14 protein-coding genes are annotated in these 13,200 nt (G+C 64.0%); 4 read left to right on the forward strand and 10 right to left on the reverse strand.

All coding sequences use genetic code 11. The features are described from left to right. Nucleotides 1–371 precede the first annotated feature (371 nt). Together NLY42_RS14185 and NLY42_RS14190 are read left to right on the forward strand one after the other, a co-directional pair. Nucleotides 372–908, forward strand: coding sequence for a DUF1134 domain-containing protein (locus tag NLY42_RS14185; RefSeq protein ID WP_245259859.1), 537 nt, complete (start codon nucleotides 372–374; stop codon nucleotides 906–908). A gap of 155 nt (nucleotides 909–1,063) precedes the next feature. Continuing rightward, complete coding sequence (locus NLY42_RS14190; RefSeq protein WP_023754970.1) at nucleotides 1,064–2,224, forward strand: coiled-coil domain-containing protein; 1,161 nt, start codon at nucleotides 1,064–1,066, stop codon at nucleotides 2,222–2,224. 38 nt (nucleotides 2,225–2,262) lie between these two features. Here the strand turns inward: NLY42_RS14190 and NLY42_RS14195 are convergent, their stop codons facing one another. From NLY42_RS14195 to NLY42_RS14220, 6 genes are all read right to left on the reverse strand, one after another. Next, nucleotides 2,263–3,057, reverse strand: a complete 795-nt coding sequence (locus NLY42_RS14195; protein WP_023754969.1) for a TrmH family RNA methyltransferase — start codon at nucleotides 3,055–3,057, stop codon at nucleotides 2,263–2,265. 71 nt (nucleotides 3,058–3,128) lie between these two features. Next, complete coding sequence (locus NLY42_RS14200) at nucleotides 3,129–3,467, reverse strand: ArsR/SmtB family transcription factor (RefSeq protein WP_023669951.1); 339 nt, start codon at nucleotides 3,465–3,467, stop codon at nucleotides 3,129–3,131. A gap of 153 nt (nucleotides 3,468–3,620) precedes the next feature. Next, complete coding sequence (locus NLY42_RS14205) at nucleotides 3,621–4,391, reverse strand: HugZ family pyridoxamine 5'-phosphate oxidase (RefSeq protein WP_023754968.1); 771 nt, start codon at nucleotides 4,389–4,391, stop codon at nucleotides 3,621–3,623. Nucleotides 4,392–4,426: 35 nt separating this feature from the next. After that, entirely contained in the window at nucleotides 4,427–5,593 is a 1,167-nt protein-coding gene (locus tag NLY42_RS14210; RefSeq protein ID WP_023754967.1) for a CaiB/BaiF CoA transferase family protein, read from the reverse strand. Nucleotides 5,594–5,599: 6 nt separating this feature from the next. Then, nucleotides 5,600–6,361, reverse strand: a complete 762-nt coding sequence (locus NLY42_RS14215; RefSeq protein WP_023754966.1) for a 3-hydroxyacyl-CoA dehydrogenase — start codon at nucleotides 6,359–6,361, stop codon at nucleotides 5,600–5,602. 119 nt (nucleotides 6,362–6,480) lie between these two features. Continuing rightward, nucleotides 6,481–7,017, reverse strand: coding sequence for a GNAT family N-acetyltransferase (locus NLY42_RS14220; RefSeq protein ID WP_023754965.1), 537 nt, complete (start codon nucleotides 7,015–7,017; stop codon nucleotides 6,481–6,483). A gap of 271 nt (nucleotides 7,018–7,288) precedes the next feature. On the opposite strand from NLY42_RS14220, the gene NLY42_RS14225 reads away from it, so the two are divergent. Continuing rightward, nucleotides 7,289–8,275 (forward strand): glutathione S-transferase family protein, encoded by a 987-nt coding sequence (locus NLY42_RS14225; RefSeq protein ID WP_023754964.1) that lies wholly within the window; start codon nucleotides 7,289–7,291, stop codon nucleotides 8,273–8,275. Nucleotides 8,276–8,291: 16 nt separating this feature from the next. Here the strand turns inward: NLY42_RS14225 and NLY42_RS14230 are convergent, their stop codons facing one another. Then, entirely contained in the window at nucleotides 8,292–8,792 is a 501-nt protein-coding gene (locus NLY42_RS14230; RefSeq protein WP_031197573.1) for an NUDIX domain-containing protein, read from the reverse strand. Nucleotides 8,793–8,863: 71 nt separating this feature from the next. On the opposite strand from NLY42_RS14230, the gene NLY42_RS14235 reads away from it, so the two are divergent. Further along, on the forward strand, nucleotides 8,864–9,790 hold the full coding sequence (locus NLY42_RS14235; protein WP_023695843.1) for a metallophosphoesterase family protein: 927 nt from the start codon (nucleotides 8,864–8,866) through the stop codon (nucleotides 9,788–9,790). On the opposite strand, the gene NLY42_RS14240 is transcribed toward NLY42_RS14235, so the two are convergent. The 3 genes from NLY42_RS14240 to NLY42_RS14250 all read right to left on the reverse strand — a co-directional run bounded on the left by NLY42_RS14240 (nucleotide 9,791) and on the right by NLY42_RS14250 (nucleotide 13,169). Beyond that, a complete protein-coding gene (locus tag NLY42_RS14240; RefSeq protein ID WP_023754963.1) occupies nucleotides 9,791–10,408 on the reverse strand; it encodes a hypothetical protein in 618 nt (205 codons plus the stop codon). 84 nt (nucleotides 10,409–10,492) lie between these two features. After that, nucleotides 10,493–11,296: an alpha/beta fold hydrolase gene (locus NLY42_RS14245; protein ID WP_023695841.1), complete on the reverse strand. Its 804-nt coding sequence runs from the start codon at nucleotides 11,294–11,296 to the stop codon at nucleotides 10,493–10,495. 103 nt (nucleotides 11,297–11,399) lie between these two features. Further along, nucleotides 11,400–13,169 (reverse strand): tetratricopeptide repeat protein, encoded by a 1,770-nt coding sequence (locus NLY42_RS14250; RefSeq protein ID WP_023754962.1) that lies wholly within the window; start codon nucleotides 13,167–13,169, stop codon nucleotides 11,400–11,402. Between the last annotated feature and the right edge of the window lie 31 nt (nucleotides 13,170–13,200).

A 13,200-nucleotide genomic window follows, 5' to 3' on the forward strand; every position in this document is an offset into this window, starting at 1 on the left:
AATTCACATCCTGGTGGCCGCGCGGCCGACAGCCACGCTCACCACCCGAATCACGCTCTTTCCCCCAGGCATTCTGAATACACAGCGCCCGAGCGTGCAGCAACAATCCACAATTCTCGTGAGAAAAAACGGCATCTTTGCACAGGATGGGAGCCCGCGCAGACAGTCAGAAACAGCCTTCGAACCGCCATGTTCATGTGGGAGGTTAATGGTTGAAAAAGGATTACGGCATAGTTTGCCCGTAACAGTCATCCTTAACGGCCGCCTAAAGAGCCGGACGGGGTGCGAGGCGTCGGCGAAAGTGCTCCCTGACGGAGATTGGAAGCATGGTTTCCCGATTCTACGACCGGACGTTTGTCCGCGTCTTCTTCATGGCGATTGCCCTCATGGGCGCTCTCGCTTTCTCAACCTCTGCGTCGCGGGCACAGGAATACACCGCTCAGGAGATCGTCGATTCCGGTCACAAGTTCTTCGGCGCGACGTCGGGCGGTCTCGCCACCGTCGTCGAGAAGATTTTTGCCTCCTACGGCCTGCCCAATGGCTATCTGCTCGGCGAAGAGGGCTCCGGCGCGCTGATCGGCGGCCTGACCTATGGCGAAGGTACGCTCTACACCAAGAATGCCGGCGACCATAAGGTGTTCTGGCAAGGGCCTTCGCTCGGCTGGGATTTCGGCGGCGAGGGATCGCGGGTGATGATGCTCGTCTATAACCTCGACGACGTCAGCAATCTCTACAATCGGTTCGGCGGCGTTGCCGGTTCGGCCTATGTCGTGGCCGGCGTCGGCTTCAACGTGCTGCAGAACAACAGGGTGCTGCTGGTGCCGATCCGCACCGGCGTCGGCGCGCGGCTTGGCGTCAATCTCGGCTATCTGAAGCTGACGCAGAGGCCGACCTGGAATCCCTTCTGAGCGATTCCGACCACACTTCGACCCGATCAACAGATTCTGACCCGCTGCAGCTGCGGCAAACCCTTGCCGCAGCGCTGGATTTGCGTCATGCGAACATGGCAAAGTCCAGACTTGGCGGTTGCCGGATAGCGGCCCGCCCGTAACGGGTAGTCACCTTGGTTCAGTCGATCCTGTTCTTCGCCCTCGGCTTTCTGTGTGCAGGTTTTCTGGCACTGCTGGTCGCGCCGGCCATCTGGCGGAGGGCGGTCGCGCTGACACGCAAGCGTGTCGAGGCGTCGGTGCCGCGAACGCTGGCCGAGATCCAGGCCGACAAGGACAGCTTGCGGGCCGAGTTCGCCATGACGACGCGCCGGCTCGAAATCAGCATCAAGACGCTGCGTGAGCAGGCGAATGAGCAACTCGTCGAAATCAATCGGGGCCGCGAGGCGCTGAAAGGCCTGGCGGTCGAGCGCAAGGACAAGAAGCAGGCGCTTTCGGAGCTCGGGGAAAAAAACGAATTGCTGCTGCATCGCGAGCAGCAGATACAACAGCTGTCGGACAGGCTTGCACAAACAGAGCGCATGATGGAAAAGCGCGCGCTCGAGCTGGAAAAGCTCGAGCATATGTACGACGACGCGTCCTTCTCCTCCAGCAATCGTCAGATCGAACTGGTGGCTCGCGAATCCGAGCTGGAAAAACTTGCCAGCGACATTTCAGTGCTGCGCGGCCAGCGCAAGGAGGCCGTCAGGCGCCATCAGGAAGTCGTCGCCGAGGCCAAGGCCACGCGCGATGCCTTGAAGGCCGAAAAGAAAAGAACCGCCGACCTCGACAGAAAGCTCGAGCGTCTGCTCGCCACGCTTGCCGATCGCGAGGACAAGCTCGATCGCCGCGAAAAGGAACTGGCCCGGCTTCGCGAACGGGTGAAGGGCGAGGCTGCGGGAGGCGCCGCGGCTGCTGGCCTGGTTGGTGCGCAAGACAGTGCCCGCGCCAGAAACGAGGACATCGACAAGACGCTCGCCAAGCTCGAAGGCGACCGAGAGCGGCTCGAAGCCAGGCTGACGACGCTGGCCCGCGAAAACAAGCGGATGAAGGCGGAGCTTGGCGGTTCTGGATCCGCGAAGCCCGGGAATGGCCCCGGCAATGGCAATGATGCCGGTTCTGCCTTGCGCGAACAGATGAACAATCTGGCGGCTGAGGTCGTCCATTTGACGGCCAAGCTCGAAGGACCGGATTCACCGATCGCCAAGGCGCTGGCGGCGCCGCAGCAAACGCGGTCAGGAACCACCAGCCTCGCCGATCGCGTCCGGGCGTTGCAGAAGGCAGATTTGCCGAGCTGAGTTTCGAGCCCCCGCTTGGAATTGCCTGACTACGCCTATCAGGGCGAAAAATGATGCAGCGCGATGGCTGAGGCGGCCGCAACATTCAGGCTGTCGAACCCTCCCGACATCGCGATCCGCACCGTCCGCAGGCGAGTGAGCAGCCTCTCCGGGAGGCCCTCGCCTTCGGTGCCGAGATAGAGCGCCAGTCGTTTCGGTCGCGCAGCATCGCGAATGTCAGCCTCACCACGCGGCGACAAAGCGACCTGGCCGAAGTCCAACTCGCCGAGCTTCGCGATGAAAGCTTCAGTGTCGCCGAAGGACGCAAAGGGCACCTTCAACGCGGCGCCGACGGAGACGCGGATCGCCTTGCGATACAGTGGGTCGCAACAGGTGGCGTCGACGAAGACGGCATCGGCGCCGAAGGCGGCGGCATTGCGGAAGATCGATCCGATATTGTCATGGTTGGCGATGCCGATGAGAACGACGATCAACGCTTCGGCAGGCAAGGTGTCGAGCAAGGCCTCGGCGGGCTGTGGCGTGCCCTTGCTGCCGATCGCCAATATACCGCGATGCATGTGGAAGCCGGCGATCCTATCCATGACGGCGCTTGCCGCAACGTAGACCGGCAGGTCGGCAGGGGCCTTGCGCAGGATGTCGTCGAGCCCGACCAGCCGGTTTTCGAGGACCAGGACCGACTCCGCAGCAAAGCGTCCGGCTGACAGCAGGACGTCCAGCACCACCTTGCCTTCGGCGACGAACCGGCCATGGCGGCCGGTGAGATCGCGCTCGCGGATGTCGAGATAGGCGGCGACCCGCGGATCGCGCGCGTCGTCGATCTGGATCGGATCCATCAATACCTCGGCCGGCGAAAAATCGTCAGCGAGGTAAGGAGCGATCGGAGCCGCCAGTCAAGCCCTGCAGGTCAAGTCCCGGCGCGGCGCAGACGCGTTGCCATCTGGGACAAGTCGCCTATCCCGAAAATGCCGTCCAGCATGCGCAACAGTTCGCGCACCGCTTCGGACTTGCAGGAATAGTAGATCATCTGCCGGTCGCGGCGGGTCTCGACAAGATCGAGCGCCCTGAGCTTGGCCAGATGTTGCGACAAAGCGGACTGGCTGAGCATCACCTTTTCGGCGATCGCGCCGACCGACATTTCACCGTCGGCCAGATAGCTCATGATCAAGAGCCGCTTTTCGTTGCCCATAAGGGTCAGAAATGTCGCCGCCGATTCGGCATTGGCGATTAGTTTGGTCGAGACCATCGATGCCCCATGTTTTCCTGCTCATCCAAACGCTATGGGGGCAAATAGCGTTGGCTGCTATAATTCAGCTATGGATCACGCTGCTGATTCAGCGTCGCCTGAATCGTAGATCATTTCGCCCAAATCTCAAGACGTGCTTTTGATTCATGACGATTATCCTTGCGTAGCTGGCGCACGACCGGCTTTGGCCATGTCGACCAGAACCGGCCGCAGGTCGCGCGCGGTCTTCAACGGCTGCGGAAAATAGACCCTGCAAACGGTGTCGCCCGATGCCAGGTCCATGCCATCGGCATCGAAGCCGGTCATGGTCCAACCATCACCTTCAACCTTGGCGAAATGATGGGCATAGACGGCGATGGCGTCGAGATGGTCGGCATTCATGTGGTCGAGAGCGGATTGTTCGCTGGCGGCCAGCTCGTCGACGATCGGCCCCTCGGTGATGAGATCGCCACGGTCGAGCAGGTAGGCCTTGCCGAAGCCGCCATTCAGGCTGGCGCGCTCCGGCTCGAGGCGAAAGATCGAGAAATCGCCGAGCTCGGCATAGAGCTTTGCCTTGGGATTGCGGTTGAGATAGCGCCGCTCGGCGCGGGCATGCGCGCTCGACCCGCGTTCCAGCGGCTGCGCCCGGCAGACCAGCGTTATCCTGGGATGCGCCAGCGGATCGCCCTTGCCGGGTTCGCCGACAAGCAGCGAGCAGCGCGGCTCGGCAAGGATGGCGCCGGTATGGGCTGACAGCGCCGAGACAAGGATCAGAGGCGTGCCATCGATGTCGGTGGCGACTCCGACCCTGGAGGCCAGCGGTGCGCCGGTCGACGGCTCGATCACCGCGAGGGCGCCGAAACGGGCGCTGCGAATCAGCGTTGCGGCCAGCCTGATCGCCTCGGCGTCCGTCGCGCGAATGACGTCCTTCTTCGGCTGGTCCAAAATGCTCACCAGGTAAGTTGATTTTCTAAATCCAGTTACTGGCCAATCATGCCGGCTTTGACAAGCGCTTTGATCTCGGCTGTCGAAAAGCCGAAGCGCGCCAGCACAGTCTGGGGCAGCTGATCGTCATCTTCAGACATGCCGGCAAGCGCCGGCTGCGAGGCCGAGAAGCGTGGCGCGGGCGCGGGGCGCTCGAGCGCACCGGCCTTCACAAATGCGTGACGCGCCCGGTTGTGCGGATGATCCCTGGCTTCGGCCAGCGACAGAACCGGCGCCACGCAGGCATCGCTTGCGGCAAACAGCGCGTCCCAGTCGTCGCGTGTCTTCTGCCGGAACCGGTCGGCAATGGCCGCGCGCATGTCCGGCCACAACGCCTTGTCGTATTGGCCGCGGACAAAATCCTCGCCGAGCGGCAGCAGCCTTGCGAATGCGGCGAAGAAGCGCGGCTCAAGGCAACCGACCGCAACGTGGCGTGCATCCGCCGTCTCATAGGTGTCGTAGAAGGGCGCACCGGAATCGAGCAGGTTGGCGCCGCGCCGGTCGCTCCACAGACCTGCCGACATGAAGGCGTGTATGGGGGCCGCCAGCATCGAAGCGCCCTCGACCATCGCTGCGTCGATCACCTGGCCTTTGCCGGAGCGCGAGCGCTCGAACAGCGCTGCAAGCACCCCGGCGATCAGGATCATGGCGCCGCCGCCATTGTCGGCGATCAGATTCAGCGGCGGCACCGGCCGGCCTTCCTCCCGGCCGATGGCATGCAACACACCGGAATAGGCGAGGTAGGTGATGTCGTGGCCGGCGCGACCTGCGAGCGGCCCGTCCTGGCCGAAGCCGGTTATGCGGCCGTAAATCAGCGCCGGATTGCGCGCCAATGCAGCATCCGGGCCGAGACCAAGCCTCTCCATCACACCGGGGCGAAAGCCTTCGACAAACAGATCGGCCTTTTCGGCAAGGCGCAGCAGCAGTTCCGTTCCTTTGGCCTGCTTGAGGTCGACGTGCAGGATGGAGCGGCCGTGACGGTCGAGATTGTACGCATCGGAGAGCGGCAGCAGGGGTTGGTCCGAACCGGTGCGCTCGATGCGCAGCACCTCGGCGCCCATCTCCGACAACATCAGCCCGGCCAGAGGCACCGGGCCGAGCCCAGCCATCTCGATGACTTTCAGGCCGGCCAGCGGACCGGTCTTCACTGCGCCGGCCGCCATGGCCGTCTATTTCGGCGCCATGCGGATTGCCCCATCGAGGCGGATGGTTTCGCCGTTCAGCATCTGGTTTTCGACGATATGCAGGGCGAGCGCGGCATATTCGGACGGCTCGCCGAGGCGGGACGGGAAGGGCACGGCCGCGCTGAGCGAATCCTGCACCTCCTGCGGCATGCCGGCCATCATCGGCGTCTTGAAGATGCCGGGCGCGATGGTGCAGACGCGAATGCCGGAGCGCGCGAGATCGCGGGCAACCGGCAGCGTCATGCCGACGACGCCGCCCTTAGATGCGGCATAGGCGGCCTGGCCGATCTGGCCGTCATAAGCGGCCACCGACGCGGTATTGACGATGACTCCGCGCTCGCCGCCCTGCAGCGGTTCGAGTTTGGCGGCACGGTCGGCGACGAGGCGGATCATATTGAAGGTGCCGATCAAATTGATCTCGATCACCTTGCGGTACTGGTCGAGCGGATGTGGACCATCCTTGCCGATCGTCTTCACGCCGATGGCAATGCCCGCGCAATTGACCAGGATGCGCGCTGGCCCAAGTCTCTTTTCCACCTCGGCGAGCGCGGCCGCACCGCTGTCGGCGCTGCTCACATCGCACTGGATGGCGGCGCCGCCAATGTCGCCCGCCACCTTCGATGCCCGGTCGATGCCGACATCGAAAATGGCGACGCGCGCGCCCTTGTCGGCCAGCGCGCGGGCGGTTGCCTCGCCGAGGCCGGAGCCGCCGCCGGTTATGATCGCAATCTGGCCGTTCGGGTTCATGCTGCGTGCTCCGTGCTGTTCCGGTCATGCTACGGAGGTCGCCGCCATGGTGCAACCTGACCAATGCAACCTGACCAATGGGGATCCATCGCGACCGGTGCCGCGACCGATCCTGGAGCTCAGGCCATCATTGGTGCCTGCTCCGCGATCCTGGCAAGGCTGGCATGGCCGACCTCGCCGGAGAGCCGCGCCACGGCACCGGGCACGATCTCGTGCGACAGCAGCCGGTCGAGGTCGACCGGGCGCGGCATGGAGATCTGGCCGCGGGGGATCTTTCTGAAGCCGAGCGGGCCGTAATAAGGCTCGTCGCCGACAAGGATCACCGCCGGCGCGCCGGCCTTGGCGGCCGCCTCCAGCGCGATCGCCACGAGCCGGCGGCCGATACCGAGATTCTTGAAGGCGGGCCGCACGGCGAGCGGCCCGAGCATCAGCGCGCGTCCGGCGCCGGCGGCGATGCGGGTCATGCGCACCGAAGCAACGACGATGTCGCCATCCATGGCGACAAAGGATAGCGAGCGCTCGTGGCCGCCGGTCTCGCGAATCTTGTAGGCGGCCAGCACGAAACGGCCGGGGCCAAAGGCTTCGTCGTTGATGGCTTCGATTTCGGGATCATGCGCCGGAGTTTCCGGCAGGTATTTCACGTCGGCAAGGCTCATGGTCTTCGCGGTCCGATAAAGAGGAAAGGTTGCTGCAAGCGGCAGCGTTCGCCAGTCAGCGCTTTCTAAGCGCGGGCGCCCTTTCGTCGTCGGTCAAACCGGATCAAGCCAAGATCGAACATGCGGAGTGTCCGCTAGCATCAATTTCCGGCGGCTGCAATCGGCTGTTTTCATCCGGCGTTTCATACGAGTGACGCTCTGTTCAGCAGATGACGGCTTCGGCATTGCCGCCTTGCGACTACATTGGCCAAGGCACGCAAGGAGATTTCGTATGGGATTGCTGGTCGAAGGCAAATGGCAGGACCGTCCGGCCAATGTCGATAGCAGCGGCAGGTTCATCCGCGCCGAGACGCAGTGGCGTGACTGGATCACGCGCGACGGCGCGCCGGCGCAAGGTCGTACGCGCGGCTTCAAGGCCGAGCCCGGACGCTACCATCTTTATGTCTCGCTCGCCTGTCCGTGGGCGCACCGCACGCTGGTCTTTCGCGCGCTGAAGAAGCTAGAAGACATCATCCCGGTTTCAGTCGTGCATCATTTCCTCGGTGCTGAGGGCTGGACGTTTTTGGCCGAGGATGGCGCCACCGGCGACACGCTCTACGGCCTCGACTTCCTGCACCAAATCTACACCAAGGCCGATCCAGCCTATTCGGGCCGGGTTTCGGTGCCGGTGCTGTGGGACAAGAAGGAACAGACCATCGTCTCCAACGAATCCGCCGAAATCATCCGCATGCTCAATTCGGCCTTCGACGAGTGGGGCGATGCCGCTCTCGATTTCTATCCGCCAGGCCTGCGCGGCGAGATCGACAAGGTCAATGCGCTGGTCTTTCCAGCCGTCAACAACGGCGTCTACCGCGCCGGCTTTGCCACCACGCAAGCGGCCTATGAAGAGGCGTTCGGCGAGCTGTTCGCGGCGCTCGACACGCTGGAGGGCCGACTGTCAAAACAGCGCTATCTCACTGGCGAGCATATCACCGAGGCCGACTGGCGGCTGTTCACCACGCTGGTGCGTTTCGACCCGGTCTATGTCGGCCATTTCAAATGCAATCTGCGCCGCATCGCCGACTATCCGAACCTTTCGAACTATCTGCGCGACCTCTACCAGGTGCCTGGTATCGCCGGCACGGTGAACCTGCACCACATCAAAATGCACTATTACGGCAGCCACGAGAGCATCAACCCGACGCGCATCGTGCCGGTCGGGCCTGGGCTCGACTATGGCGCGCCGCACGACCGGGCGCGGTTCAGGCAGGCGGCGTGAGCATCGGATTGACAGCCTACCAGTACGGCGATACCGGCTGGCCTTCAAAAACCTCGGCAAGCCGCCGCAGCGTCGCCGGCGTCGTGCCATGCGGCAAGCGGTCGAGCGGAAAGAAGCCTGCTTCGGCGATCTCGTGGTCCGGCAGTTTCGGCGCGGTCTGGTTGAAGGTTTCGATGAGATAGAGGCCGACATGGTCGCGGCGGCTGGAGCGGCGGTTGAAATGCATCGACTTCAGCACCGGCGGGGCGGTGAGCGCGATATTGCCTTCCTCGGCCAGTTCCCGCGCCAGCGCTTCGCCAAGCGTTTCGCCGACCTCGACGCCGCCGCCCGGCAATTGCCAGCCGGGGACATAGGTGTGGCGGATGAGGAAGACGGTGTTCGAGGCGCGATCGTGGATCAGGCCGCGCACGCCCAGCGTCATCGGCCGCCGCAGCAGGAAATAGAGATGGAACAGCCTTGCCCTGAGGCCTGCCCAGCCGGTCTGGCGAAACGCCTGCTCCGGGTCCGATATAGCCATGACTAGCGAAACCGTGGATGGGCAGGAAACAGTGAGTGGAAAGCGGGGAGCGCGTCGCCTATGAAGGAAGGATGTTCAGGCTCGCGCATATTTCCGATGTCCATCTGGGGCCGCTTCCCGGTGTAACCTATCGCGAACTCGCGTCCAAGCGCGTCGTCGGCTACGTCAACTGGCAGCGCAACCGCCGCCGCCATATGCACGATGCCGTCATCGACACCATCGTCGCCGACATGAAGGCGAGCACACCCGACCACCTCACCGTTACCGGCGATCTGGTCAATCTGGCGCTCGACGGCGAGATCGAGATGGCCAAGCACTGGCTTGAGACGCTGGGTTCGCCGGAGGATGTCTCGGTGGTGCCGGGCAACCACGACGCCTATGTGCCGGGCGCCTTCGACAAGGTCTGCCGCTCCTGGGCGGCGTGGATGAGCGGCGACGGCGTGACTGCGCCGATCGACCGCAACGCTTTTCCCTATCTGCGCGTACGCGGCAATGTCGCGCTGATCGGCGTTTCGACGGCGCGCGCCACGGCGCCGTTCATGGCCAACGGCTTCTTCCTCGAAGGTCAGGCGCAAAGGCTGGCGACAGTGCTCGACGCAACGAACAAACGCGGCCTGTTGCGGGTGATCATGATCCATCATCCGCCGGTGCGCGGCGCCGTCGCCCAGCAAAAGCGCCTGTTCGGCATCTCCCGCTTCCACAAGACCGTTCATAGGCATGGCGCCGAACTCGTGCTGCACGGCCATTCGCATCTGCCGTCGCTGTTCTTCATCGGCGGGCGCGGCGCCAGGATTCCGGTCGTCGGCGTCGCCGCCGCCGGGCAGTCGCCAGGCAGCAAGAACCCGGCGGCACAGTACAATCTGCTCGATATTGACGGGGAGAAGGGCAATTGGCTGATTCGCCTGACGCGGCGCGGCCTGACCGGGCCGGCCTTGCCGCCATCGGACCTGCAGGTCATTGAACTCGGCGCGCAGACACCGAGGCCTTCAGATCGTTGATCAGAAGCTGATCTTCATCGCCATCAGGCGATCCCAAAACAGCGCGGCCGCCACCGCCAGGCCAACAAGCGCGCCGGCGGCGACCAAGCCGAGACCGGAAAGGAACGTCGACCAGCCCTTGCGGGGCACGGCTGCCTGCAAGGGCGGCTCAGCTTCCGGCACGGCGGCGCGTTTCAGGTCGGCGACGGCCGGCTCGACACCGCCCTCCATCATGCGCTGGCGCTCGACGATGCGCTCCGCCACATAGCGCGTGACCTGATCGGCGACCGGTTTCATATCGGTCGATTCGGCGAGCACGACGCGGCCGATGCGGGTATCCCTGAGAAAGCGGTAGGTGCGGCGGTCGCGCCCCATGGCGACATGGCTGACGGCGTCGATCCACAGGCGGGGCTGCAGGCCGGAGGAGATGACGAAGTCGAAATTGTCCATGTCGGCGGGCACGTCGGCAAAGACCGGGACGAGCTCAGCGGCGAGCAGATCAAGCCGCATCCGGTGCGCCTCGCGCATGTCGACCACGACATCGTCGCGATCGGCGAAGGCATTTTTCACATCGCGAACGGCGTCGGACAGTTTGCGGGAGGTGTCGATGGGGGTGATGTTTTCGCCAGTGTCCTTCATCGGCGTCGCCTCGCTGATATGGTTAATTGCGAGTTAACACAGGCGGCGGCAAAATGCACTGGCGAGGTGCGGGGCGCAAGTAAGTTAGCTCGCCGCGGCCTCGAATGTCGGACGCAGGCGCCTGCCGCGGCGTGCCATGTTTCGGCGCACGGCCTGGGCGACCACATCAGGCACTTCCTCGACCAGCATATGGCCGGCATCGAGCACGTGATGAATATGAAAATGCGCCGGCAGACAATCAGCCTGGGTAAAGGGCAGCACCGGATCGTCCGTTCCCCAAACCACCATCACCGGCATGTCGAGCGTGTCCAGCTGTTCGCGGGGTATGACCCCCTGCCGCTCGTTCCTGGTCATGACGGCCGATATCTCAATCAGCTTGCGCAACTGGCCGGGGCGACGGCGTACGTCCGCCAGGACGCCAACGATGCGTTCGGGCGGCGGGCTTCGCGGTCCCGACATGGCGGCAAGGCAGGCGCGGATTTCCCGTCTGTCGGCGGCCGCGGCGTAGCGGCGCAACAGCGGTCCGTTGATCTCGGGGCCAACACCGCCCGGCGCCAGAAGCGTCAGCGAGCCTATCCTTTCAGGCTCGGCAAGCGCCATCAGGGAGGCGACCGCGCCGCCCATCGAATGACCGGCGACATGCACCCTTGCTATCCCGCGTGCGGCGATATCGGCGAGAACCGCTCGCGCCGCTGTTCTGGCCGGGCCGCTGCCAGGAAATACGAGAGACAGTCCGTGTCCCGGAAGATCGTAGGCCAAGGTCCTGACATCGGGCCCTAGCGACGCGGTCACCTCGCGCCAGATATCATGGCAACCACCGAAGCCATGCAGCAGGACGACCGTCTTCGGCCCGGCGCCCCGCTCGGCAACATAGAGGGATGAGACCATGAAAATGTGCGATTATTGCAAGACTGGAGAGGAAATTCGAATCGAGGCTGGATTGCTCCCAGTCCAGACCGATGGCCAGTAAAGTTTTCGCGATCCGGAAAGACTAGCTCGCGTTGCCGAGGCCCGCGGCGCGCAGCGCCTCAACCAGCCGGTCGGTCAGATCGGCGGGATATTTGCGCTCGGCGAAGGCCGCGCGCGGATCGGCGGCGAATTTCGGGAATTTGGTGGTCAGCTCATCCAGAAGCTTGGCTGCCAGCTGTTCGCGGCCGGCAGCCTTGGCGCCGATCAGCCGCGCCGCCAGATAATGCGATTTCATCGCCGTCGTGCGCAGCGACTCGCTGGCTATCGCGGCCTTGTTCATGTCGCCCAGCATGAATTGCCCGGCGAAAAGCCCAAAATCCCACCATGTCGGATGGCCGCTGAACGTCTCGACGGCATGGGTCAGGATGGGTGTTCCCTCGGCATATTTGCCGGCAAAGATCAGGCCATAGCCGTAAGCGGCAGCCATGCCGAGGTCGTAGGGGTTGAGCTCATAGGCCTTGCGCATCCAGCGGATCGATTCCTCGGTGTTGCCGAGGCGCGAATTGAGGTAGCCATAGGCGCGGTGCGCATAGGGGCTGGTCGGTCCCATCTGGATGGCGCGATGGGCGAAAGATATTGCCTGTTCGACCGTCGCGCCAGGCGGATAGGCGTAATGATCGGTGGCGGCCTCAAGGGTCAGGGAGGCCAGTTCCGAATAGACCAACGACGATTTCGCACCCTGGCCGACGAGGTTGTCCAGGCAGCGATAGGCGGCCTCGTGCGTCCTGGTGCTCTGGTCGAGATAGTATCTGTCGTTGAGGATCAGGCAGCTCGTCAGCCCGGTCTGAATGCCGTTCTGTTCGATGTAGCTGTAGAGCGGGCCGGAGGCGGGAATGGTCGAGCTGAGGATGGCGGCGATACGATCCTCGACGGTGCCAGGTGCGCTGTCGGCGGCCGTCAGACTGCGGGACAAAAGCACGCGGCCGGTCGCCACGCTCTGCAGTTCGAGCGTCACGTCACCTGCCATTGGTCCCGGCAGGACATCGAAAACGAAGCTGGTCGGGTCGGTGCTCGGATCGCGCTTGCTGTCGGCGTCGCGGCCGATGAAGTCGATCGTGTCGAAACCGGCAAGGCCGGCGCGCAGCGAAGCGGCGACGCGGCCGGCCTCGGGGCCGGTGGCCTTCACCGCGATGTAGACGAGGGGCAGGGCCTCCATCGACGGCGATGCGATGCTGCTCGTTACGCCTGCGGTCTCGACCACCGCGGTAGGATCGCTGCTGGCAAGCAATGCGCCGCTGCCCTGGCGCAGGATGAGCACGCCCAGCATGAGAATGACCAGCGTCATGGCGACCCAGAAGAACTGGAGATGGCGCGCCAGCGAAGGCCCAGGTTCTGTAACCCCCGAAGCTGTCGCGGCAGCGGGAACGGCGTCAAGAGCCGCCTGGTCGGGCGATCCGGGCAAGGCGGCTACCGCCGCCGCAAGCGGCTCCTGCCCAACCGGCAGGCGTATGGCGTTGAGCTCATAGGACGGCACGTAGCCGCCGCGCGGAATGGCAATGCGAACCGGTTCGGCTATGCCTTCATTGGCGAAATAATGCTGGAGAAGTTCGCGCAGCCGGCCTGCCTGCACCCGGACAACGGCGTCGGTCGACGAATCGAAATCGCCGTCCTTGCCGAAGACGTCCATGGCGATGGAGAAACCCTTGAGCCTGTCGGCTTCGCCGGCCTGCTCGCGCTCAACAAGATAGCGCAGCAACTTGCGCGCGCGCTCGGAACGTCCGAACGTTTCGCTGGCGAGCAGTCGCTCCAGTGTCTCGCGCACTGCGGGGGCGGCAGGCGTGGCATGCTGCAAGTGTCGATCCTCTCGAAGTCGGCACAGGTTG

Source organism: Mesorhizobium sp. C372A (assembly GCF_030323245.1).
Lineage (GTDB): Bacteria > Pseudomonadota > Alphaproteobacteria > Rhizobiales > Rhizobiaceae > Mesorhizobium.